We start from the raw sequence: 23,230 nt of genomic DNA, 5'->3' as shown, positions 1-23,230 counted from the left end.
TTGTACCATTGTTTTATAGTTTTGTAAACGGTTGCAAGGCGCTTGTTTTAAAAAAGGATAAGCATTTTTTACTTATCCTTTAGTTCGTTCATATTTTTTTAAAACACCATTTCTTGACCATTTTCTGTCACTTGGTAAGTTCCCTCAGCAAGATCGATTCGGGCTACTGCTGTGACAGTTTGGTCTTTATTTTGGCGCGTGATGACAATGGTATGATCATCTGGTGTTTCCACCTCAATGCTTCCTTCTAGGTCAAAAGCTTGCGAGTTATTCCGGAAACTAAAGAGCTTGAGAAGGGATTGCACGACCGGCCGCTCCACTTCTTGAGCAATTTCTTCATTGCTGTAGTAATGACGGTTGATATTGCGGCCTTCTTTGGTGTTTTCTAAGAGTTCCAAATCATTCTTCCCGGCTAGGAATCCAACATAATAAACTTGTGGAATACCTGGTGCAAAAGCTTGAATTAAGCGGGCTAGGAAGTACTTACGATCGTCATCTCCAAGCGCAGAATAGTAGGTCGAATTGATTTGGTAGATATCCAAGTTGTTGTACTCTGCTGTTGAATATTTGCGTTTAACATTTGCCCCAACCTTATAAAGCTCATTTGAAGCATAGTCAATCTCTTCATCCGTCAAGATATCCTTGACATCGACCACCCCAATCCCGTCATGGGTGTCCAGCGTCGTGAACTGCTTCATCGGACTCATCTTCAACCACTTGGCAAGGCGCTCCACTTTTGAGCTATAGAGGGTATAGAGGGTTACCATGGGTAGCGCGAAGTCATAGACATAATAGTCGTGATCGGCAATCTTAAATTGAATGGAATAGTGCTCATGAATCTCTGGAAGAAGCTCAGCACCGTAGCCTGCTGCCATATCGCGCACCTTATCCAACAAATCCCAAATGTCTGGCTCAACGAAGAAATCATTGGTGTCCAATTTCTTCACCGCATAGGCAAAGGCGTCCAAACGAATGAGGTCACAGCCATTGCTTGCCAGGTGTTCGATAGTCTTGCGAATAAAGTCCATGGTCACTTCCTTGGTCACGTCTAGGTCAATCTGCTCTTCCCCGAAAGTATTCCAGAGATGCTCAGTCGTCCCATCCGCAAAAGTGATTTCTTGCTTGGGAGCTCGGTCTTTGCGCTTATAAATCAAATCTACATCTGCTTGAGTCGGACGATTCTCCGGCCAGAACTTGTCCCAGTTGAGAAAGAGGTCCTTGTAAGCACTTTGGTCGTGCTTTTCTTGGTAGTCCTTGTAGTATTTAGACTGACGAGAAATGTGATTGATCATAAAGTCAAACATAAGATAGTACTTGTCGCCCAAGCGTTTGACATTTTCCCAATCTCCAAAGGCTGGATCCACTTGGTCATAGTCGACAGGCGCAAAGCCACGGTCACCAGTTGATGGGAAAAATGGCAAGAGGTGAACCCCACCTACTGCATCCCCAAAGTGCTTCTCCAGATTTTCATAGAGATCCTTCAGGTTATTTCCTAAGCTATCTGAGTAAGTAATTAACATGGTTTTGTTTTGAATTGGCATAATGGTTCCCTTTCTTTTTTGAAAGCCAAGTCTTTGAGGACCTGGCTTTCATGAGTTTTTCTATTTTAGAATTACTTCCTAGGATACGATTGAAATCAGCAAGCTGAATCGTCCCTTTGTATCTGGAATTGAACACGCCCTAAGCTCTGTGTGAAAAAGATGAATCTTCCAAGAAGCTGAGGCTTCTTATTCAGATTCCCTAGTTTTCCACAGCCGTTACTAGTTCAATAGTCTACGGATGTGGATGCCCTAGGGTACTACAGAAATTTTCAGCAAGCTGAATCGTCCTTTTGTATCTGGAATTGAACACGGGACTAATTTCTTAGGAAAAAAGATAAATCTCCTTGTGTGCAAGCACACTACGTCGATTTCCTATATTTCCACAGCCGTTACTACTTCAGTAGTTTACGGATGTGGATGCCCTAGGGTACTACAGAAATTTTCAGCAAGCTGAATCGTCCCTTTGTATCTTATTTCTTATTTCACTGCGCCGTTGCTCATTCCTGCGATGATATGGCGTTGGAAGAAGAGATAGACAATGGTGATACTGATAATGCCGACAACGTAGGAAGCAAAGCTTGGTCCGTAGTCGTTGAAATATTGGCCTGCGTAGTTGTATTGGAACAAAGGCAGGGTCCACATTTTGGAATCCCGGTTCAAGACAAGGAGTGGCAACATGAAGTCATTCCAGAACCAAAGGGCATTGATGATCATGGTTGTCGCATGCATGGGTTTCATCATTGGGAAGATGATACGGAAATAAGTTGTAAACTTATTAGCACCATCAATTTCTGCTGCTTCATCCAAACTTTCTGGAATCGAGATTTTGATATAGCCGACATAGAGGAAGAGGGTCTGTGGAATCGCATAGGTCAAGTAGAGCAAGATCAAACCAAAGGTGTTAGCCAAACCGAGTTTACTCATCATAACTGTAATCGGAATCATGATGACTTGGAAAGGTACGAAAATCCCAAGGATCAAGAGGGTGTACATGATAGTAAATGCTTTTCTCTTACTCATATTACGTGCAATGGAGTAGGCTGCCATGGGGATAAAGATCATTACTGCAAGTAAAGACAAGACAGTGATGACGACAGAGTTCCAATAATAGCCTCCGATCCCATCAGCCAATAGACGGCTAAAGTTGTCCCATGTGAAATTGGTCGGGAATCCAAAGAAATTGTCTACGATATCCTTGGTGGGTTTGAAGGAACTAAAGAGGGTGGCAAGGAGCGGCACTAAAATCAGAACCGATCCTAGAATCAATAGAATGTATTTGCCAATCAAGGCTTTTCTTTCATCTTGTTTCATCGTGCTTCTCCTCTTAAATTTCAAATTTCTTAGATACTCTCAATTGGATGATCGAAATCACTACAATCAAGAAGAACAAGATTACGGCAATGGCATTGGCATAACCGAATTGGTTGTTTTTAAAGGCGTAATTATAAACCAAGAGCCCAAGTGAGGTTGTGGCATTGTTTGGTCCACCACCAGTCATGGCAAAGACTTGGTCAAAGGCGGTAAGACCACCTTTTAGGGCCAGGATAAAGACCATAGAGACACTTGGTAGCAAGTAAGGCAATTCAACATTCCAGAAGACTTGCTTGCTCGTTGCACCATCGATTCTTGCTGCTTCTGTAATCTCAGTTGGGATAGATTGCAGACCAGCTAGGAAGATAATGATGGGCATGGCCACCCCTTGCCAAAGAAGGACAAAGACAGCCGCAAAGATCGCTCCCCACTTAGTCCCTAAAAGACTGGTTTGGAGAAACTCAATATGAAGGGCATTCCCAATGGCTGGTAGACCGTAGTTGAAGACTTGTTTGAAGATCAAAGCCACTGTCAAACCAGACAAAACAGCTGGGAAGAAGAACCAAGCACGGAAGAAGGTTTGCCCTTTGATTTTAGAGTTCAAGACACGCGCAATGAAGATCCCAAGGGCAATTTCACCAACCACCATGGCAATCGTGATGATCGCAGTAAAGCCAATGGCATTCATGAATTTTGGATCCATAAAGAGGAGCTTAAAGTTGTTCAAGCCAACAAACTTGTAGTTATAGGTCAAACCTGTCCAGTTGGTAAAACTGTAAAAGGCTCCTTGGAACATTGGCACATAGAAGAAAATTGCTTGTAATAAGAGGGGAATGACCACAAAAGCCCATGCCCAATATTTTTGTAATACTTTTTTCATTGTCTCTCTACTCCTAATCCACATCCGCTTTCATCGGGTTAAAGAAGGCATTCAAATCATTGACCATTCCTTGTTTATCACCTGTCAAGACATAGTTCATCGTCAAGGTATGGAAGTCTGCTTCACTGGTCCAGTATTGTTGCAACCAGACCAAGTGACGATCCGTAAAGGCATATTTGGTCATCCCAGCAAGCGGTGAATCCTCTCCTGCTTGTTTGACCCCTTCGATCGCTGTTGGAGATCCGTCCACATCATAGTACTTTTGCATGACTTCTGGACGGGTCATGTATTCCACAAAGGCATTGGCTTCTTTTGGATGTTTGGTAGTAGCTGAGATAGACCATGCTAAGTCTCCCGCACCAACGGTTAAGCTTTGTCCTTTTTCTTTCCCTGGAATCATGAAAGTTCCAATCTTAAATTTCGGTTTTTGTTCATTGATCGCGGTAATGGCCCAAGATCCATTTGGTGTCATGAGGACATCTCCACGCGCGAAGGCACCAATAACATCTGTATAGCCAGCGCCTTCCCAGTTCTTTTGCTTAGATCCTTTAATGCGAAGGATATCCATGACCTTGATGTCATCCTTCATAATCGGATCAGACAATTTAATGGAATTTGGCTGAGAATAACGAAGGTATTGATTGGCTTCTTTACCCCCACCTGCTGCTGTCGCAAAGGCCAATTGATTATACCCATTGAGCGTCCAAGCTTCTGCACCTGCAATTCCAAATGGTGTTTGTCCTTTAGCAACGATGTCTTTCACCAACTGTTCGAACTCGTCCCAAGTTTCAGGAACCTTCAAGCCCAACTCTTCGAATTTGTCTTTGTTGTAGTAGATTCCGTAAGCATTGGCTGTGAAAGGAACGTTGTAGACTTTTCCATTTACAGCATATTTTTCAGCGTAGCCGTTTTTCACGCGTTTGAGATAATCTTTATTGCTTAAATCTTCGAAGACACCCGCTTTCGCCCATTCTTGCAATTCAATGGACTGTGGGTAAATATTGACTACATCTGGCACATCCCCTGCGAGAACACGTGTTTTCAATACTTCACCACCATTTGGTACATTGACAACTTTGACCTTAACCTTTGGATTTTCCTTTTCAAAATCACGCGCGATTTCTTCCAAGGTTTTGGTCATTTCTTTTTTCTGGTTGAAATACTCGATGGTCACTGTGCCATCCGCAGATTTACCATCGTTGGAGCAAGCGCCGAGCCCAAACAAGGCTAGGCCTGTAGTCGCAAGAAGTCCGATTTTTTTATACCATTTCATTTGGCTGTCTCCTTTTATTTTTTGACAAAAACATATTGTTTGCTGAGGAAATCTCCCTGAGGAAGAACGACGGTTAAGCCAGCATACATGAGCTCGGCTCCTGAATAGACTTGATCCGTCCCTTCTAAGCTATAGAGCGCATTTTCTTCCAACCCTTTGAGTTTCAGGGTCGGCTCGATCTCCTCAACAGTTGATAAGACCCGTACATAAGTTACAACCGTGCGGTCTTGATAAGTGAACTGGACGGCTGCTTGATTGCTACCATGACCTGGATTGATCAAGCGGTAGTGTTTTCCGAACTGAACAAGTGGTCGAATCGTTTTGTAATGAGCGACTTGAGCTGCGATCCGATCCAACTCTTCTTGCAGAAGACTGGTTAGATCCAATTCATAGCCCAGATTTCCCATCATGGCTACATGACCACGCGTTTCAAGTGGTGTCATCCGTCCCATCTGGTGATTTGGCACCGCTGATACGTGAGCCCCCATAGAAATGGTAGGATAGAGGTAGCTAGAACCGTACTGGATTGGAAGTCTGGCAATGGCATCCGTATTGTCACTTGCCCAGACCTGAGGGAAGTAACGCATCATACCGAGGTCATTACGGCCACCGCCTCCAGAGCAAGACTCAAAGAGAATGTTCTCATACTTCTCTGTTAAGTAAGAAACCACTTCATAGAGACCTAAAATATACGCATGGGATTGCATCTTGGTTTCAAGGTAGGTTTTCCCATTCCCAAGCTTAGTGATATTGCGATTCATGTCCCATTTGATATAGTCGATCTCATGATTTCCAAGTAAGTCATCCAAGACCTGCTTAATATAAGCCACTACTTCTTTATTGGAGAAATCGAGCACCAGTTGATTCCGTGAATAGGTGTGTTCGTAACCTGGGACTTGAATAGCCCAGTCCGGATGAGCCCGGTAGAGGTCGCTATCAACGGAAATCATTTCTGGCTCCACCCAAAGGCCAAATTGAAGTCCCTTGTCATGGATGCCTTGGATCAGTTCTGCTAGGCTTCCTCCTAATTTTTCTTCATTGACAGTCCAGTCACCGAGAGCCCGATTGTCATCATAGCGATTGCCAAACCAGCCATCATCCAGAACGAAAAGCTCGATTCCCACTTTTTGAGCCTCATCCGCTAGCTCCAATAATTTGTCTTTCTTAAAATCAAAGTAGGTGGCTTCCCAGTTGTTGATCAGAATTGGACGTTCTTTTTGGGCAAAGGGGCTAGGAATGATATGGTTTTGGACAAATGCTTGACTCTCTTGACTGAGTCCGGTCAATCCCTTATGGGAGTAGCTGATCATGGCTACCGGCGTATCAAAACTCTGATTTGGCGCTAATTCCCAGGAGAAGTTTTCTGGATTGATTCCCAATCCAACCCGAACTTCATTGAGTTGATTCTTTTGAACAAATCCTTCAAAATTTCCACTGTAGAGCAGTTGGAAGGCAAGGGCAGAACCAGCATCTTCTGTCACTTCATGCTCAGCAAGAATCAAGGCTGGAGTCTGGGCGTGTCCAGAAGCACCACGGTTGGAGCTGATGGAGAAGATTCCTTGCTCTACTTGCTGGCGGCGGACTGTTTTTTCTCTCGCATAGGCCCCTTGAAGGGTGATGACATCGTAGTCACCTGCTGGGACATCGGCCAACACACTGAAGGCCTTGTGGATCACGACGGTTTCATCACTATAGTTTTCAATCTTTGAAAAGCTAGTGATGGTTGCTCGATCCTCGTAAGCCGTGTAATAGAGGGTCAAACGCAGGGCCGCTTTATCATCTTCAAAGACCAAGGCCAAGGTTTCAGCCTGATCTACTGTATGTGGATTGGGAAGACCAGTTGCCTCGACACTGCCAGAGTAGATATTGGCTCCGACATAGAGGAAATCCGTCACCTCTGTGGCCCCGTGCTGGATTTGAATAGACGGCTTTCGGAAATCTCCAAGCCCGTGCTGTCCTAGGATCTGACGCTGGGTATCCAAGCTGAAGGTTCGATTGTCAGGTGTTGGATTTCCAGAGAAAGCATGATCCTTCTCATGCACCGTATTGGAAAAATGATAAGACGGGATCGGACGCCCCAGATGCTTAAGCATCAGGTAGCCATCTCGATTTTCAAGGATCAGGCTCAGTCCCTTACTTTCTACATAGAACAAATTTTGTTCGATACGAATTGCCATATCTTCCTCCATTGGACCCTAAAAAATCACTATGTATTTTTATATTCAGTTCCAATATTTTTCTTTTTTTACATGTCTTTATTTTACTTGATGTAAACGCTTTCGAAAATAGAATTTTGTTGGACATATATGGTAAAATGTTAGGTAGGAGGTTTCCCTATGTTAGTCTTTTCTGAATACCAAACCGATACCATTGACCTAGCCCTTGATTTTTATGGCTATGAAGATTGTCCGAAGAACTATGAATTTGGCCCTAGCGTTCGGGATAATTTTGTTCTGCATTATATCACCAAGGGAAAAGGTGTCTTCCGCTTCAATAATAAAGAAATCCACCTAGAAGCAGGGGATCTCTTCCTTCTCCCCAAAAATAAGGTGACCTACTACAAGGCAGATGAAGAAGAACCTTGGTCCTACTACTGGATTGGCATCAGTGGTACCAAGGTGAGTGATTTCATGCGTTTTTCAACCCTGCATGCAAAAGGTTTTCTAAAGAAAACAGAGGTGGACACTGAGAGGATCGGCCAATTCATGGAGCAACTCATCCATAAGGCGGAAGCAGCAAAGCTGTCCCCACACTACCAGCTCCACCTTCTCTCGCAGATCTATGAACTGCTTTATCTCATTGGGGAAGTAGCTCCCAACGTACAAAAGAGCTATCTCTCTCCCACCTATCAACTCTACCTGACCTGCAAGCATGTGATTGAGACGCATTACAATAAAGAACACTTGAGTATTCAAGAGATCGCCGATGACCTCAATGTCCATCGGTCTTACCTGACAACTGTTTTTAAGGAGTTTCACCAGATCTCTCCCAAAGAATTCCTGCACTCGGTCCGCATGCAACGTGCCCAGCAGTTGCTGACCAATACAGACGAAAGCATCAAGATTGTTGCTTACTCGGTTGGCTTTTCAGATCCCCTTTATTTTTCAAAGGCTTTTAAGGCCTATAGCCACCTGACTCCTAGCCAATATCGCAGCAAACATAAAATTTAGTAAAAATTTATTTCTTTTTACTAGTATTTAGAGTATACTGGAACTAGTAAGCAATAAAGGATGAACTATGGCAACGATTAAAGACATTGCAGAAAAAGCAGGCGTTTCTCAGGCAACGGTCTCTCGCGTCCTCAACCAGGATGCGACCTTATCGGTTGGTGAAGACACGCGCAGTCGGATTCTTCGCATCGCTGAGGACCTGCATTACCAAAAGAAAAGTCGCAAAACAGCGGCTCAACCAGTCGAAGATTCTCATAAAATCGTCATCTTTGAATGGTACACGCGCGAAGAAGAATTAGAGGACCTCTACTACTATGCCATTCGGATGGGCTTGGAGAAACAAGCCCAGGAATTAGGCTATGAGATCTTTCGTATCTTTAATAATGACGATTGGTCCTTGATTCAAGAGGCAGACGGCATTATCGCTCTTGGGAAATTCAGTCCCAAGACCATTCAAGATCTGGAAAGCTACAGCAAACCCCTGATTTTTGTCGATAGCAATACCCTCTATCTAGGGCATTCCTGTGTGACGACCGATCTAGAAGATTCTGTCATCACCGCTCTCGAGTATTTCCTTGAGCATGGCCACAAGGAGATCGGGCTCTTGGTCGGGCAGGAAGAAACAGCAGATGCGACACCACTTCAGATGGATCCCCGTCAACGGACCTTTCAACAGTATCTCACGGAAAAAGGACTTTATGAGGAGCGCTTTGTCTCTGTTGGTCAATTTTCAACTGAGTCAGGTTATCATATGATGGAGCAACTGATTCAAGCATTGGGCGACGACTTGCCAACTGCCTTTTTCATGGCCAGTGATGCCTTGGCTGTCGGGGCTCTGCGGTCCCTTCAGGAGCACCAAATTGCAGTTCCTGATCGCGTCAGTCTCATTTCCTTCAATGATACTTCCATCGCCAAGTATGTCTTTCCTGCCCTTTCCACAGTGACCGTCTACACGGAAGAAATGGGCAAGCAAGCCATTCAGATGTTGCGGCAGACCTTTCAAGGGACTCAACCAAGTGTTCCCTATATGGTCAAATTAGCTACCAAACTGACGATTCGAGACAGCAGTCGTTAGGAGGTCTTATGAAAACACACGAAATCCTCTTTCAAACACTTTCTCAGGCAGATGATTATGTCAACGGGGAGCAGCTAGCAAAAGAACTAGGTGTTTCCCGCACCTCTATCTGGAAGGCCATCCAACGTCTAGAAAAAGATGGGGTCATCATCGAATCCCTCAAAAAGAAGGGCTACAAACTGGTCTCAGGCGATATTCTGCTACCTGAAGTGATCGCAAAAAATACCCAATTGACCGTTTCCTTAAATGAACAATGTAGCTCCACCCAATTGGATGCCAAATTAGGCATAGAAGCCCATCAAGAAGGCAAGGCGCTCTACCTAGCCAATTCGCAATCCGCTGGAAAGGGCCGCTTTGGTCGTGACTACTATTGCCCCGATCAAGGGGGCATCTACATGTCCCTTCATCTCAACCCTCAACTGCCACCTGCGGAGCTCCCTCCTTATACCTTGATGGTCGCTGGAGCCATCTATAAAGCTATTAAAAACCTGACCCTGATCGATATCGATATCAAGTGGGTCAATGATATTTACTACCGCCATAAAAAAATTGGGGGAATCTTAACCGAAGCTATCACGTCCATCGAGACTGGTCTTGTCACAGATGTCATTATCGGAGTCGGTCTCAATTTAGCCATCCCTACTTTTCCAGAAGAGCTAGAAAGTAAGGCTGGTTCCTTATTTGAAGGGCCTTGTCCCATCACCCGCAATGACCTCATCAGTGAGATCTGGAAGGAATTCTTCCAAACAGATGTCGATGAACTGGTCTACCTCTATAAAGAGCGCTCCCTGGTCCTAGGACGAACTGTCACTTTTGAGCAGAACCAGCAGACCTATCAAGGCCTCGCCAAAGACATCTCTGATACCGGCCAACTCTTGGTCCAATTAGACAAGCAAGAAGAAATCTGGCTCAATAGCGGAGAAATCTCCCTCAAGCAGTGGAATCTATAAAACAGAGCTCACAACTCACAAAAGAGTCTGGGACAAAACGCTGTCTCAGACTCTTTTGTGTGAAGAAATATCAAAACTTTTTAAACCAATTCTTGATAAATTCTAAGCATATATCCAGTAAGAATTTGATAAATAATAATACAATTCCAATCTTCACAAACATGTAATATTTAAATGTGTCATCAAATTCATGCACACGGATCGGAAAGGTGAAGATATTAGACGGATTGATAAGAAAATATAGTGAGATACAAATAGATAAAACCAACGCCACTATAAAAATTTTTTTATGTATTTGCATTTTTTACCCTACCCTTTCTTGTTTTACAACATTAAATACCAATCACCAATTTTATATAGCCTGATTCATTCTTTTCCTCCTCTTTCTAACAGGCTATTTTATAGTTCTTACACCTTCATCATATACAAATTTCAAAATAATACAAGTCTGTTTTTCTAATTATTTTCATGATATAATAATAAAGTTTGAATATTAAACAAAAAACTCAGTAACTATTCCAACAAACTCTATAAAATTAACTTTTTAGATAGCGCCATGATATATTTAAGCTACTAAACAGTTCAATTCAGTATGTTTTTTGCCCTACTTTATATCATGACATTGAAAATACCTAAAAGCGCCTTCCGAAATTCAATTAAATTTCAACATTATTAAGTACTCTCAATATGAAAGTTCTTTCCAAATCCATGCAGGGGGCATCTAAATCAACAGGAAAAGCCTTGAAATCAAGGCTTTTTCTTGTCTATAGCAGATTTATTTTTGTATTCATTAACAATTAATAATTGAGAATCAAATTGAACACAGTAAACAAATCCGATCCTTTCATACTCTACCAAACACCATCCCCATATTATCCCCCCACTTATGGTATGATAGTAGAGTATGTTTAGGTGCCAAGCTACTTGAGCACCTCCGTGCTAAAAGGAGAACGAATATGAAAATCGCATGGAATGAAATGAAATACCAACCCAAGAAGTTTATCCTGATTGAACTCCTCATTACCATCCTCATGTTTATGGTGGTATTCTTGTCCGGTCTGACAAATGGACTGGGCCGTTCGGTATCGGCTCAAATCGATAACTATGGGTCGCTACACTACATCCTTTCGACGGACTCAGAAGGGATTATCCCCTTCTCAACCATTACGGAGAAAGATTTAGATGAGGTCCAAAAGATAGAGGGGATGGACTATTCGGGTTTGTCCATCCAGCGAGCAACCGTCTCAAAATCAGAGGATTCCAATACTCTGGATATCACCTACTTCGCGACCGATCACAACGAAGAAGAAATCCTCAATCCAATCATGGAAGATACAGACCTCAAGATCTCCGACTTAAAGAAAAACGAGGTCATTTTGGACAGTTCTTTCAAAGAGGATGAGGGGATCCAAGTCGGTGATCAAGTGATCGATAAAACCTCTAAGCAAAAACTCAAGGTCGTGGCCTTCGCGAAAAATGCCAAATACGGCTATAGCGAGATTGGTTTTATCAGCTCGGAGACCTACACAGGCATGCGGCAAAAAACAGATCCAAGCTATCAATGGCAAGCCCAAACCCTTGTGACCAAGAAAAGCATCACTTCTAGTGATCTAGCCAGCAACTTAATGGTGGCGGATAAGAAGCAAGTGATCGATAAAATCCCTGGCTACAAGGCTCAAAACCTGACGCTACGGATGATCACGTGGGTGCTCTTGCTCGCTTCCTCTGCTATCCTTGGGGTCTTCTTCTATATCCTCACCCTGCAGAAGTTGAAACAGTTCGGCGTCTTGAAGGCTATTGGCATGTCCATGAGCCAGATTACCTATGTCCAACTATCCCAGCTCACCATTATCTCCCTCATCGGAGTGCTGCTGGGACTTGGCTTGGCAACCATAATGGCGCCATTTTTACCCAATAGCGTCCCTTCCTTTATGACCCTGAACGACAATCTCACCATCTCGGTTAGCTTTATCCTGACCTCTATTTTGTGTGGTGCCTTGTCCCTTGTCAAAATCAAAAAAGTAGATCCAATCGAAGTCATTGGTGGAAATGGAGAATAAGATGGCCATTATTGCATTAGAAAATATCAGAAAATCCTACGCCGATGGTAGCCAGATGCACCATGTCCTCAACCAGCTGAATTTAAACGTCGAACCCAACGAATTTGTCGCGATCTTGGGCCCTTCAGGATCCGGTAAATCCACTCTCTTAGCTATCGCTGGTTTACTCTTATCAGCGGACGAGGGGCGGATTTCTATCGCTGGCCAAGACTTGACCGGCCTCAACCAAGGCCAGTGGACGCAAAAACGTCTGGAATTGCTCGGCTTTATCTTTCAAGATCACCAGCTCCTCTCCTATATGAAAATCGGTGACCAGTTAGAACTGGTGGCCAAATTAAAAGGGGAGAAGGACAAGAAAAAACGCCAAGAGGAAGTCAAAGCCTTGTTGGCAGATCTAGGCATCGAAGCTTGTTACCACCAATACCCGAATCAGATGTCCGGTGGGCAAAAACAACGGGCAGCCATCGCTCGGGCCTTCATCGGAAATCCACAGGTCATTTTAGCCGATGAACCAACGGCTAGCCTAGACCCAGATCGAGGGCAAGAAATCGCCCAGTTGATCCAGAAAGAAGTCAAATCTAAAAACAAGAGCGCCATCATGGTGACCCATGACCGCTCCATCCTGACCTATGTAGATACCATTTATGAATTAAAACATGGCCAATTGCTAAAGGTAGAAAAGGTTGATTAAATACAAGAGAGTGGGACAGAAATCGGTAATTCGTTAGAATTCGATTTCGTCGTCCCACCTCCGCACAGTTGAGTAGGGCTGTAAAAGCTGATGAAATCAGCGTAGTAGAGCCCACTCAACCACTGCGTCTTGCTCGACAATCCAAAAACAATTGAGAGGCTAGGACTTTTGTCCCAGCCTCTCAATTATTCTTGTGGCTCCTTGGGCAGTTCCATACGGAAGCGTAGGCCCATAGCTGTTTTATCAAATTGATAGGCCAGTTCTTCATGGTCTAGCAAGTGTTGGACCACGAAGAGCCCCAGGCCGCCTTCCTTCTTCTGGCGACTAGCGGTCATTGGCATTTCAGCGGTCTCTACCATTTCCTGGCTGGTATTTTCAATCGCCAAGTGCGTCCCTTCCTCTTCGAGACGGAGCTGGATCTCTCCACCGGCATCCGAATGTTTGACGGCATTACTGATAACATTTGAGAGGACCAATTTCAGAATCGCTGGGTTCATATAGACTGGTTTGACTGGGATCTGATTGTCAATCATGAGCGAGCGAGATTGAGCCAAGACCTTGTACTGGTCGAGGATCTGCTCTACGACCTGATCCAACTGGATCCATTCCTTGTCTCCGGCCAATTCTTGGACAGAGGACAGGGACAGGATTTCTAGGACGATCTGGTTCATCTCATCGACGATATCGAGGGAGACCGACAGATAGCGGTCCCGGTCCTTGTAGCGGCCGATCTTATCCCGCATATTTTCTAGGATAATCTTCAAGCTGGCCAGAGGCGTCTTGAGCTCATGCGAGGCTCCCCGTAGGAATTCGACCTTCATCTGCTCCAACTTCAGATTTTCTTGTTTTTGCTGCTCTAGATTGTCAATCACCTCTAGGAGATGGTGATAGAGGTCGTTGATCTGTTGCTTGAGAACGCCGATCTCATCCTGCGAGTGAATGGGAAGACTGGCTGTCCGATCCAAGCGCTTCATCCGCTTGGTCATCTGCTTGATCTCAAGGATCGGAGCAGAAATCAGGCGGGCATAGAGATAGGAGGCAATCACTGACAGAACAAAGGAAGCAAGAAGACTATAGGGAAGAAAGCCCAGACTGATGTCCCGCGCTTCCTTTTGCGAATCGACGGTTGCTAAGAATTGCAAGGTCAAGTCTTTTCCCTCTTTGGTCTGGATCTTTCGCTCCTCAATGACCAGGGAATTGTTCTGACTGTTAGGGTTCAGGAGCAGGTCATCCTTGACCTCTAGGGCATTCTGTTTTTCCTTGCCCTTGATCGAGACCTTGATATCGTTGGTCTTGGAATAAAGGTCAATGACCGACTCAATGGTTCCTTCTTCCTGGCCTTGGAAACTCTTGGCCAGGGCCTGGGATTTCTTCAAAATCGTCTGGCGCTGGGACTCGATATAGGTCGAGGGGAAAATAAAGTAAACCGAAGCGTGTAGAAGGATGACTAAGCCACTAAATAGGGCAAAGGTGATCAGAAAGATCTTTGCAAAGATACTTCGTTTGGTCATGGTCTCTCCAATTTATAGCCGACATTGCGTACCGTTACGATACAGTCCAGCTCTAGTTTTTTTCGTAGTTCCTTGATATAGACATCGATCACCCGATCAAAAGGAATCTCCTCTGTCTCCTTCCAGACGGCATCGAGGATCTGAGAGCGGGTCCGGGCCTTGCCCTCATGCTGGAGCAAGTATTCCAAGATCTCCAACTCCTTGGCATTCATGGAGATAGGTTGACCAGCTAGGCTGGCTGTGTAGCTCTCAAAATCCACCCGTGCCTCTCCATAGGTGAAGACCCGGGAAGGCTGGAGCTTTTTAAAAATAGCTTCGATACGGACCTTTAAAAGTGACAAGGAGAAGGGTTTTTCCAGGTAGCCATCTGCCAACTCTCCAAAGGCCGTCAACTTATAGTCCTCGTCATGGAAGGCCGTCAGCATGAGGACAGGCACCGAGCTGGTCTTCCGGATGGTCTTGAGCACTTCCAAGCCATTGAGGATAGGGAGCTGGATATCCAGCAAGACCAGATCTGGCGCTTCTCTGTGAAAGAGGTCCAAGGCCTCCTGCCCATCACCTGCTTCAAAGACCTCATAGCCACATTCCATGAGATAGTCGCTCATCCCTTCGCGAATCAGGACTTCATCTTCTACGATTAGTATCTTCATACACTTTCCTTTTATCTAAGAAACTTCTTCTACCTCCTATTATACCCTATTTCTATTTTAGGAAACAATCTCTTATTCGACATCCACCAAGAGATCTTTTGGTTTCTTATGCAAGAGCCATTGAGAAGAAAGGATGGATACGAGAATCAAGAGGAGGCCGCCAACCAAAACAATCACCAACAATTGGCTCGGTTGGATGTCCATATGGAGGTCTGTTAGGGTCTTACTGAAGCTTTCTGCCTCAGCTCCACCACCAAGGTTGGCTGCAGAGGATTCTTGAGCCATTTGTTTGGCAATGCCACTGGTTACGTTCTTGAGTACCGTATCTCCGACTGTTTTGGCAAGAAGTCCTGCAACTCCATAGGAGAGGAGGAAGGCTGGGATGGAAATCATGACCAATTCTGCCACGAATTGCCCTGCAATCTGCACCTTGGAGAGTCCCAAAGCCAACAAGATTCCCACTTCTCTGCGACGGGCATTGAGCCACAAGACGAGGAGAAGGGTGAGAAGCAAGCTAGCAAAGATGAGGCTACCGATAAACAAGTAGTCCGCCACTTGGAACATGCTGCTGATCGATTTTTGCAAGGCTGGGTAGTTGGAAGAGCTCTTAACCAAGTCAAAGTAATTCCATGGGATATCCAAGGCTTTGATTTTTTCGATCAATTGATCGAGGTCCTGATCCCCCTTGGCAAAGAAGGTCGCATCCTCATAGGTAGCTGTTTGAACAGTATTGCCATAGAGCTTGGCAGCTGTATCTAGGTCAGAAATGAGGGTATCTTCATACAATTCTTGGGCGTAAGTTAGAGGAGCTTGGTTCTTCCCTGAAAACAGACCCTTAATGGTCACTTCGACGGTTTCATTGGCTCCTTTTTCATTGTCAGCATCGTAGAGATTAGACTTGAGACGCACCTTATCGCCTACCTTGAGGCCATTCTTTTTCGCCAAATCTTCATGCATGAGGATTTGGTTTTTGTCCTTATCCGTCAGGTGCTCCCCTTGGACCAGCTTGTAGGCTCCAGAGACAAACTTATCTTCTTTAGAAGAGTCATTGACCCCTGTCACCATCAAGGTATTCTTGAAGTGCTTGGCCCGCTCTGGAGATTGATTTTGCAGGGTTTCTTCGGTCTCAATGATCTCGTGGTCTAGTATATCCGCGATGGCATTGATCCGCTTGATGGAGGAGGTGATCCCCTCTACCTGGCTGATTTTTTCGATATCCTCTCCTCTGAGATTCCCAGCTCCCCGAGGGGTTCCCGGATTGGTCCGTCGGTTGATCTGCATGGAGAAGCTATTGGTGATGGATCCCAGGCTTTCCGATGAAGCTTTTTGGGTCGCTCCCTTCATGGAGAGTCCGATCAAGCTCAAGGTCCCCATGAGGAGAATGATGGCAAAGAGCAAGAGAGACTTGGGCCATTTACGTGTGATATAAGCAAAAGCATTTCGCAACATAGCATTCCCTCCTTACTTGCTCTTCTCAACGAGGCTACGGCGACTCAATTCCAAGACCACATCGGAGGCCTCTGCCACTTCCTTACTGTGGGTGACGACAATGACACATTTTTGGCGTTCCTTGGCCAACTTCTTTAAAATGGCAATAATGTCACCCGCTGTCTGTTCGTCTAGGTTTCCTGTTGGCTCATCTGCCAAGATGACAGGTGCTTCTGAAACGAGCGCACGCGCAATGGCCACCCGTTGCTGCTGCCCTCCAGATAGTTGCAGGACATTGCGTTTGATTTGCGTTTCGTCCAGCCCCAATTCCAAGAGAATGTCTTTCCCTGCCTGTTTGTTGACCAGGCGAACATTTTCAAGTGGCGTCAAATAGTCAATCAGATTGTAATTCTGAAAGACCAGGGAGACATGGTGCTTGCGGTGGTAGCTAGACCCTTTGGTCTGGATGTCCTCCCCATCAAAGAGAACCTGTCCCTTCTTGGGATTGTCCAGACCAGCCAAGAGGGATAGGAGGGTTGATTTCCCTGCTCCAGACTGACCGATAATGCTGTAAAAAGTCCCATTTTTGAACTGATAGTTCACGTCTGAGAAGATCTCTTCTTGGTAGCTTTGGTAACTATAGGATACATGTTTGAGTTCTAGCATATATGTCATTTCTCCTTAACTCATTTTTGTTAATATTTCTTTTGGGGTCTTGCGCCAGATCATGCTGGTCGTTACACCGAGCGACAGAAGGATCAAGCACAAGAGGCTAGCATAGGCGATTCCTAAGGAAAGGCCTTGAGGGACTTGGTTGAGCAAGTCTAGGGTCTGCTGTTGACCGGTCTGTCCGACAAACTGCTCTAAGAAACGATGGCTGACCATCCGCCCGATGAGAAAGGCTGGGATCACTGCTAGTAAGGATACCAGCACCACTTCCAAGAGGAACTGTCTAAAAATCCGGCCCTTGCTCTTCCCAATGGATAAGAGCACCCCGATTTCATGGATCCGCTCCCGTGTCCAGAGACTGAGTAAGAGCGATAGAGCACCGGCTCCTGTCACTAGGAGGAAGATCATCATGATCCGCACCAGGCCTTCTAGGGTCTGAGAGGATTCCTTCATCTGGTCAAAGGCCTTGCGATCTTCGACCACGCGTAGCGATTGCCAATCTAGATTCAAGCTTTTGACTTGCTTCAAGAGCGCATCGATTTTCTCAGGATCTTTGACGCCAAAGGTGACCTGGGTCACTTCTTGCTGACTGTGACCAAGAAGCTTGGTCGCATCCTCATAAGAAAGGTAGACTTGATTCTCACTCAAATCAGAGGTCATTCCTGTGAATTTTTCCTGTTTCTTACCCGAAAAGATCCCAACGATTTTAAAGGTTTGCTCTTTGGCAGGAGTCTCTCCCATCTGAAAGCTGGATAAGGTCAAGGAATCTCCGACCTTTAGCTTATTCTTCTTAGCCAACTCTTGGTGAATCAAGATCTGCCCGCGAGCCTTATCGGATAAGTGCTTGCCTTGCACCAGTTGAAAACTGCCACTGCGGAAATCTAGGTGCTGGTCTGTCTTCTGGGTAAAAACAGCGCCTAGCGCTTGCTTAGCTTCCTGACCCAAATCATCCCGCTCTACCGACTGCTGCCCAGTCACCGCTTCTTTACCAAGAATACGAACGGGACTTTCATATTGAGGAACCATGGCTCCCACCCCAGCTAGCTGCTGCACCTTTTTAGCCTCCTTCAGTGCAAAGGGAGTAGCCCCCTGCTTACTGGTCAGGGCAAAGCTGGTCCCAGCCGACTGTTTGATATGGTCCTCCAACCTTTCTCCCACTTGCATCAGTGAAAAACAGAAATACAAGCAAGAAAGGATCAAGAGGAGAATCAGAAAGAGGACCAGATTCCTCGTTCTTTTTCGAGAAATATAGGCGATTGCCTGTTGTAAGAGCATGATCTTACCCTCCATTTCAAGGTCCACGACAATACAATGTGGACGCTTTCATCATTTGTTATAGTTATTATAGAAAAGAAATGTGAAATGTTTATGAAATAGAAAAAGTTTCCTAGATTTTCTAGGAAACTTCGGATTGAGAAAAAGTCACCAAAGAAACTTTCCTTAGGTGAGAACGGACGTCAGCGAACTTCTTCAAAGTTCCATGACTTAGTTTTGGACCTAAAGTTCCAAAACTCCCGAGTGCTAGAAACAATTATGTTTCTAGCACTTTTCTCACAGCGGAAAGTTTCAGCATATGTTTGAATAAGGTTAAAAGCCGATATCATTTATTCTTTTAAGCATCACTTAGTTTTTTAGCAAAAAAAGTTGTGCTACTCTCTATCGTTTCCTAAAAATCTAGGAAACTTTATTCGATTTAAATAATATCAAGAAAACATACGTCCCATTTCCTTGACTTCATTTTTCAAAGATTTCTCCTTCTTGGATATTTGAAAAGATCTGATCGGTCAGTCGGACATTCAAGAAGCTCCAAAGAGCGAAACCTCCAAAGGTAAAGAGATAAATAGCTGTCAGTAACCGTTCAGGACTACTGAGACTGATATAAATCACTGCCAGATTGAAGAAGATAAGAAAGATGGTTTGAATAGGATTTAAGAGAGCAATGAGGAAACTATTCAGACAGACCTTTCTTGTAGGGTCTTCAAAGAGTCCAATATAAGGGAAGATCAAGGTCATCCCTCCACATAGAAGGACGATAAAGGGAAGCAAGATCCAAATCCCATACTCACTTAAAAAGGCCGTATTTGAAAAAAGACAGTAATCCAGATAAAGAAGGGCTGATAGTCCTAGGCAAGTCAGCCAAATCACCGTCGCTTGCTTGAAATTGGCGCGAAAGAGACGGAAAAAATGAAAGACGAGATCCGTATTTTCCCCTTTCAACAAGCGGTGCCACATGGTTGCTAAAGCCGTAAGCGATGCACCGATCGTGAGAACCGGAAGGCAGCAAACGATAAACAAGGTGTTCAAGATAATAATGTCTGTCAACCGGGTCAAAGTCTTGACCAAGCGTCCATCCAATGAAAATAATTTTTGCATCTTCTTCTCCTTGTTCTTCATCTCAATTTCTGCTACTTCCTCTACGGAAGCACTCAGGGGCTCTACGCCCCTGAGTTACTTACTTGAATCCATTTAGACCCCTGTTACTTCACTTCTTTTTGGTAACGATCATAGGCATCCTGTTGAATCTTCATAAAGTCATCAATGCCCATCTTCTTCAAGGTTGCTTTGTAATCATCCCATTCTTTTTCAATGCCCCCTTCTACTACCCATTTAGAAGCTTGTTGGGTAACATAGGAGTTGATATCTACATAAATAGAGGATAATTTGTTCAATTCTTCTTGAGAGTAGATGACATTTGGATATGCTGGCAAAGCGTATTGTTTCAATTCTTTGTCCATCTTCAATTTGAGACCATCACCTTGTGTTTGGTCGATGTCGACATGACTATTGATATCATCAGACACATATTTTGGTCCAAAGTCACGAAGGGAATTGATCCAAGCCCATTCATCGGCTGATTTACCATCTTTTGGAGCCAAGACCTTGTACTTATCGCCATCTTTTTCAGTCGCAATACCAAAGGATCCATAGAAGTTTTGGATGCTAGCATCATCCTTGTAGAATTTATCCAACCATTTGAGCAATTTTGCAGGGTCCTTGCACTTATTCGTGATCAGGATTTCATTTCGTCCATAGTTCAAATGATCTGGGTCAGAAATGACATATTGTTTGCCATCTGGGCCTTTCAATGCTGGGAGAGGAGCATATTCGCTAGCATGTTGGCCGAAGGTTGCATCTGCTGTCCAACCACTTGACACACCGACACGCGCCACACCCTTATCCATCCGTTTGGCAACAGACATAGAGGTATCTTCTGTAAAGAGTTCAGGGTCGATCAAGCCTTTCTTGTAGGCTTCATGCATAGCCGCTATCCCTTGTTTATAACTTTCTTCTGTTCGTAGATAGACCGGCTTGCCATCTTTGACGGACATTTCATAGGTATTATCTCCACCCAGACGGTTGTTGAATGGCAAGATATAAGAGAAGGTCGGATCAAAGTTACCAGAACCAAATGGAATTTCATCATTGACATCCCCATTGCCATTAGCATCCTTATCCTTAAAGGCTTGTAAAACAGTCACCAATTCATCATAGGTTTCGGGCATCTTCAAGCCAAGGTTGTCCAACCATTTCTTATTAATAAAGAGCTGGTTGCCGACGATTGGCCGCATTGGCAATTTCTTAGGCAGGCTGTAAATATGACCATCTGGGTTGGTCACCATGGCTTTTAATTTTGGTTCTTTTTCAAAGGCCTTGTTCAAGTTTGGCATATTATCCTTGATCAAGTCTTCCAATGGAATGAACATGTTTTGGTTCTGAGCGATTTCAGAATCCGTGAAGGCATTGGATCCCAAGAAAGCGTCTGGTAAATCTCCACTGGCTACAAGGACAGATTTCTTATCCGACCAGTCTGCAGCCACCATGGTATCCCATTTGATCTTGATACCTGATTCCTTGGCTGAATCATCTAGAAAACCTTTGTGATAGTCTTCCCCCCAATCCGACCAACGAACGGTCGTGATCTTGAAGGTATTTCCATCATTCTTGTCATTGCTTGATTTATTTGTGGAAGCTCCACAAGCCGTCAAGCCAGCTAAAGCAGCTGCTCCAAGGAGCAGATAGGCAAATTTCCTGTTTTTCATGATCTTCTCCTATTCTTTCAAGGCCCCTATCATGACACCTTGATTAAAGTATTTTTGGACGAATGGATACAGCATCATAATTGGTGCTGTTGAGATAACGATGGCTGCATATTTCATCATATCAGCCTTAATACGGAGGTCAGAAGCTACCTCCCCTGTTGCTTGCGATTGCAACATTTGATTACTAATTAAGAGACGGCGCAGGATCAGTTGTAGGGGTTGAAGATTTTCATTGGTCAAATAAATCAGGGCATTGAACCAAGAATTCCAGATCCCTACTGCTGTCCAAAGTCCAATAACTGCAATAATAGCCTTGGACAAGGGGAGCACGATCTTTCTAAAGTAGTGAATGGTTCCGCAACCATCGATCTGGGCAGCTTCCCACATCCCTTCTGGAATACTATTGTTGAAGAAAGTCCGAGCTACAACTATATTGTAAGGTGATACTGCAAACGGTACAACCATCACCCAGAAGGTGTCAACCAACCCCATTTGTTTCACTGTCAAATAAATGGGAATCAAGCCCCCAGAGACAAACATGGGAACGATAAAGAAGACACTGACCCATTTCTTAGCAAAAAGGTCCTTTCGCGACAAGGCGTAACCAGCCGGGATATTAATGACCAGAGCAACGATGGTCCCCACAACCGTGTAAAGGATGGTGTTGAGATAGCTCTTTAGAAATAACGGCTGCTCAATCAATCGTTGATAGCCGTCTAGTCGCCATTCCTTCGGGATAAACCAAACTTTACCAGTTGCCACATCAGACGGATTACTAAAGGAGGCAATAATGACAAACCACAAAGGGTAAACAATCAACAGAATCAAGCAAATCGCTAGACCATAGATAAAAATATCAAAGAGGATTTCTGACTTAGTCTTTCTCGCATGTTGAAATAGTTTCACAATTTCTCCTCCTTTCTAGAACAATCCCGTCTTGGTATAGCGTTTCGCAAACCAGTTAACCGACAGTAAGATGATCAAGTTGACCAAGGTATTAAAGAGACCGATCGCTGTCGAATAACTATATTGAAAATTAATCATCCCCACTTTGTAGACATAGGTCGAAATGATTTCACTTCCTGCCAGATTGAGTGGATTTTGCAAGAGCAAGACCTTTTCAAAACCAACACTGAGTAAGCTTCCTGCTCTGAGAATCAAGAGAATCATGGCCGTTGGTAACAGTAAGGGTAAGTCAATATGACGGATTTTTTGCAATCGACTCGCCCCGTCCATAGTCGCTGCTTCATAAAAGGTCGGATCAATGGCCGATAGAGCGGCTAGATAGATGATACTATCCCAACCGATATGTTGCCAGACATCGCTCCAGACATAGACACCCGCAAAGCTACCTGGTTTAGATAAGAGGGCAGGCATCTTTAAGCCGACCAATTTGAGGACATTGGCTAACAGTCCACTACTTGGAGAGAGAAAGAGAATAATCATCCCACACATGACCATGGTCGAGATAAAATGAGGCAAATAAGTTGTTACTTGAAAGATTTTTTTGAACTTGCCTACACGAATCTGGTTGCAAATAATGGCTAGAACAATCGGCAAGGGAAAACCAACCAGAATACTGTAAATAGAAATTTTCAAGGTATTCTTCATGGTTGTTGCAAATTGGAAGGATGAGAAGAACTGGTTAAAATACTTGAGACCAGCCCAAGGACTTCCAAATATCCCAGTAGCGGGAGAGTAATCTTTAAAAGCGATGACTAGACCCGCCATAGGGATATAGGCAAATAAAATCAATAAAATAATCGATGGCAGGAGCAGCACATATAAAGGAATATTTTTCTTACATTTGCTCTGCTTCGCATTAACTTCGCTTTTCATAAGGCCCTCCTTTTCTTTCTCCTCTATTTTATAGGAATCCTTTCCATCTTTATAGAACTTTTTCGTGCATCTTCATTCACTTTTCCGTTTTCTCCACACAAAAACATGCACTTTCCCGATTTTTTTTACTTTACTATCGGTT

General features: G+C 44.3%; 19 protein-coding genes. 5 read left to right on the top strand and 14 right to left on the bottom strand.

The genetic code is table 11. The features are described 5' to 3' along the window. Positions 1-98 precede the first annotated feature (98 nt). From gtfA to QM870_RS00185, 5 genes are all read right to left on the bottom strand, one after another. Positions 99-1,541: a sucrose phosphorylase gene (gene gtfA, locus QM870_RS00205; RefSeq protein WP_070466177.1), complete on the bottom strand. Its 1,443-nt coding sequence runs from the start codon at positions 1,539-1,541 to the stop codon at positions 99-101. A gap of 477 nt (positions 1,542-2,018) precedes the next feature. Then, positions 2,019-2,852 carry a carbohydrate ABC transporter permease gene (locus QM870_RS00200; RefSeq protein ID WP_021153463.1) on the bottom strand — a complete coding sequence of 278 codons (834 nt, stop codon included), beginning with the start codon at positions 2,850-2,852 and terminating at the stop codon, positions 2,019-2,021. 13 nt (positions 2,853-2,865) lie between these two features. Beyond that, a complete protein-coding gene (locus QM870_RS00195) occupies positions 2,866-3,732 on the bottom strand; it encodes a carbohydrate ABC transporter permease (protein WP_023022883.1) in 867 nt (288 codons plus the stop codon). A 13-nt stretch (positions 3,733-3,745) separates the two neighbouring features. Then, a complete protein-coding gene (locus QM870_RS00190; RefSeq protein ID WP_031573760.1) occupies positions 3,746-5,005 on the bottom strand; it encodes an extracellular solute-binding protein in 1,260 nt (419 codons plus the stop codon). A gap of 14 nt (positions 5,006-5,019) precedes the next feature. Continuing rightward, the gene (locus tag QM870_RS00185) at positions 5,020-7,182 is read right to left on the bottom strand and encodes an alpha-galactosidase (RefSeq protein ID WP_414367986.1); all 2,163 of its coding nucleotides are present in this window, start codon (positions 7,180-7,182) and stop codon (positions 5,020-5,022) included. A 159-nt stretch (positions 7,183-7,341) separates the two neighbouring features. Between QM870_RS00185 and QM870_RS00180 the strand changes: the two genes are divergently transcribed. The 5 genes from QM870_RS00180 to QM870_RS00160 all read left to right on the top strand — a co-directional run bounded on the left by QM870_RS00180 (position 7,342) and on the right by QM870_RS00160 (position 12,951). After that, positions 7,342-8,175 carry an AraC family transcriptional regulator gene (locus QM870_RS00180; protein WP_414367983.1) on the top strand — a complete coding sequence of 278 codons (834 nt, stop codon included), beginning with the start codon at positions 7,342-7,344 and terminating at the stop codon, positions 8,173-8,175. A gap of 67 nt (positions 8,176-8,242) precedes the next feature. After that, the gene (locus QM870_RS00175) at positions 8,243-9,250 is read left to right on the top strand and encodes a LacI family DNA-binding transcriptional regulator (protein WP_414367980.1); all 1,008 of its coding nucleotides are present in this window, start codon (positions 8,243-8,245) and stop codon (positions 9,248-9,250) included. 8 nt (positions 9,251-9,258) lie between these two features. Beyond that, positions 9,259-10,200: a bifunctional biotin--[acetyl-CoA-carboxylase] ligase/biotin operon repressor BirA gene (gene birA, locus QM870_RS00170; RefSeq protein WP_414367977.1), complete on the top strand. Its 942-nt coding sequence runs from the start codon at positions 9,259-9,261 to the stop codon at positions 10,198-10,200. Between the two features lie 956 nt (positions 10,201-11,156). Next, the gene (locus tag QM870_RS00165) at positions 11,157-12,260 is read left to right on the top strand and encodes an ABC transporter permease (RefSeq protein WP_414367974.1); all 1,104 of its coding nucleotides are present in this window, start codon (positions 11,157-11,159) and stop codon (positions 12,258-12,260) included. Position 12,261: 1 nt separating this feature from the next. Continuing rightward, positions 12,262-12,951, top strand: coding sequence for an ABC transporter ATP-binding protein (locus QM870_RS00160; RefSeq protein WP_368397709.1), 690 nt, complete (start codon positions 12,262-12,264; stop codon positions 12,949-12,951). A 185-nt stretch (positions 12,952-13,136) separates the two neighbouring features. On the opposite strand, the gene QM870_RS00155 is transcribed toward QM870_RS00160, so the two are convergent. The 9 genes from QM870_RS00155 to QM870_RS00115 all read right to left on the bottom strand — a co-directional run bounded on the left by QM870_RS00155 (position 13,137) and on the right by QM870_RS00115 (position 23,088). Further along, positions 13,137-14,462, bottom strand: coding sequence for a sensor histidine kinase (locus tag QM870_RS00155; protein ID WP_155124795.1), 1,326 nt, complete (start codon positions 14,460-14,462; stop codon positions 13,137-13,139). Continuing rightward, positions 14,459-15,112 carry a response regulator transcription factor gene (locus QM870_RS00150; protein WP_070846066.1) on the bottom strand — a complete coding sequence of 218 codons (654 nt, stop codon included), beginning with the start codon at positions 15,110-15,112 and terminating at the stop codon, positions 14,459-14,461. Before QM870_RS00150 ends, QM870_RS00155 begins: the two co-directional genes overlap by 4 nt. Before the next feature lie 72 nt (positions 15,113-15,184). Beyond that, the gene (locus QM870_RS00145) at positions 15,185-16,561 is read right to left on the bottom strand and encodes an ABC transporter permease (RefSeq protein WP_155124794.1); all 1,377 of its coding nucleotides are present in this window, start codon (positions 16,559-16,561) and stop codon (positions 15,185-15,187) included. Positions 16,562-16,573: 12 nt separating this feature from the next. Then, a complete protein-coding gene (locus tag QM870_RS00140) occupies positions 16,574-17,215 on the bottom strand; it encodes an ABC transporter ATP-binding protein (protein WP_049472614.1) in 642 nt (213 codons plus the stop codon). 6 nt (positions 17,216-17,221) lie between these two features. Next, positions 17,222-18,484 carry an ABC transporter permease gene (locus tag QM870_RS00135; protein ID WP_155124793.1) on the bottom strand — a complete coding sequence of 421 codons (1,263 nt, stop codon included), beginning with the start codon at positions 18,482-18,484 and terminating at the stop codon, positions 17,222-17,224. Between the two features lie 459 nt (positions 18,485-18,943). Beyond that, positions 18,944-19,582 (bottom strand): YesL family protein, encoded by a 639-nt coding sequence (locus tag QM870_RS00130; RefSeq protein ID WP_049491958.1) that lies wholly within the window; start codon positions 19,580-19,582, stop codon positions 18,944-18,946. Between the two features lie 104 nt (positions 19,583-19,686). Continuing rightward, positions 19,687-21,249: a type 2 periplasmic-binding domain-containing protein gene (locus tag QM870_RS00125; protein WP_049472611.1), complete on the bottom strand. Its 1,563-nt coding sequence runs from the start codon at positions 21,247-21,249 to the stop codon at positions 19,687-19,689. A gap of 9 nt (positions 21,250-21,258) precedes the next feature. Further along, positions 21,259-22,155: a carbohydrate ABC transporter permease gene (locus tag QM870_RS00120; RefSeq protein WP_021153491.1), complete on the bottom strand. Its 897-nt coding sequence runs from the start codon at positions 22,153-22,155 to the stop codon at positions 21,259-21,261. Positions 22,156-22,170: 15 nt separating this feature from the next. Further along, positions 22,171-23,088 (bottom strand): ABC transporter permease, encoded by a 918-nt coding sequence (locus QM870_RS00115; protein ID WP_070665232.1) that lies wholly within the window; start codon positions 23,086-23,088, stop codon positions 22,171-22,173. Positions 23,089-23,230 lie beyond the last annotated feature (142 nt).

This window comes from Streptococcus parasanguinis (assembly GCF_047463195.1).
GTDB lineage: Bacteria > Bacillota > Bacilli > Lactobacillales > Streptococcaceae > Streptococcus > Streptococcus parasanguinis_R.
Note: the sequence above shows the minus strand (reverse complement) of the source record. Positions and strands in the feature narration are given on the sequence as shown.

Excerpts from the sequence above, each read along its gene's own strand:
- QM870_RS00150 (WP_070846066.1), bottom strand. The coding sequence starts at position 15,112 with ATGAAGATACTAATCGTAGAAGATGAAGTCCTGATTCGCGAAGGGATG.
- QM870_RS00200 (WP_021153463.1), bottom strand. The coding sequence starts at position 2,852 with ATGAAACAAGATGAAAGAAAAGCCTTGATTGGCAAATACATTCTATTG.
- QM870_RS00195 (WP_023022883.1), bottom strand. The coding sequence starts at position 3,732 with ATGAAAAAAGTATTACAAAAATATTGGGCATGGGCTTTTGTGGTCATT.
- QM870_RS00155 (WP_155124795.1), bottom strand. The coding sequence starts at position 14,462 with ATGACCAAACGAAGTATCTTTGCAAAGATCTTTCTGATCACCTTTGCC.
- QM870_RS00185 (WP_414367986.1), bottom strand. The coding sequence starts at position 7,182 with ATGGCAATTCGTATCGAACAAAATTTGTTCTATGTAGAAAGTAAGGGA.
- QM870_RS00160 (WP_368397709.1), top strand. The coding sequence starts at position 12,262 with ATGGCCATTATTGCATTAGAAAATATCAGAAAATCCTACGCCGATGGT.
- QM870_RS00145 (WP_155124794.1), bottom strand. The coding sequence starts at position 16,561 with ATGTTGCGAAATGCTTTTGCTTATATCACACGTAAATGGCCCAAGTCT.
- QM870_RS00125 (WP_049472611.1), bottom strand. The coding sequence starts at position 21,249 with ATGAAAAACAGGAAATTTGCCTATCTGCTCCTTGGAGCAGCTGCTTTA.
- birA (WP_414367977.1), top strand. The coding sequence starts at position 9,259 with ATGAAAACACACGAAATCCTCTTTCAAACACTTTCTCAGGCAGATGAT.
- QM870_RS00140 (WP_049472614.1), bottom strand. The coding sequence starts at position 17,215 with ATGACATATATGCTAGAACTCAAACATGTATCCTATAGTTACCAAAGC.
- QM870_RS00175 (WP_414367980.1), top strand. The coding sequence starts at position 8,243 with ATGGCAACGATTAAAGACATTGCAGAAAAAGCAGGCGTTTCTCAGGCA.
- QM870_RS00190 (WP_031573760.1), bottom strand. The coding sequence starts at position 5,005 with ATGAAATGGTATAAAAAAATCGGACTTCTTGCGACTACAGGCCTAGCC.
- QM870_RS00135 (WP_155124793.1), bottom strand. The coding sequence starts at position 18,484 with ATGCTCTTACAACAGGCAATCGCCTATATTTCTCGAAAAAGAACGAGG.
- QM870_RS00180 (WP_414367983.1), top strand. The coding sequence starts at position 7,342 with ATGTTAGTCTTTTCTGAATACCAAACCGATACCATTGACCTAGCCCTT.
- gtfA (WP_070466177.1), bottom strand. The coding sequence starts at position 1,541 with ATGCCAATTCAAAACAAAACCATGTTAATTACTTACTCAGATAGCTTA.
- QM870_RS00130 (WP_049491958.1), bottom strand. The coding sequence starts at position 19,582 with ATGCAAAAATTATTTTCATTGGATGGACGCTTGGTCAAGACTTTGACC.
- QM870_RS00165 (WP_414367974.1), top strand. The coding sequence starts at position 11,157 with ATGAAAATCGCATGGAATGAAATGAAATACCAACCCAAGAAGTTTATC.
- QM870_RS00115 (WP_070665232.1), bottom strand. The coding sequence starts at position 23,088 with ATGAAAAGCGAAGTTAATGCGAAGCAGAGCAAATGTAAGAAAAATATT.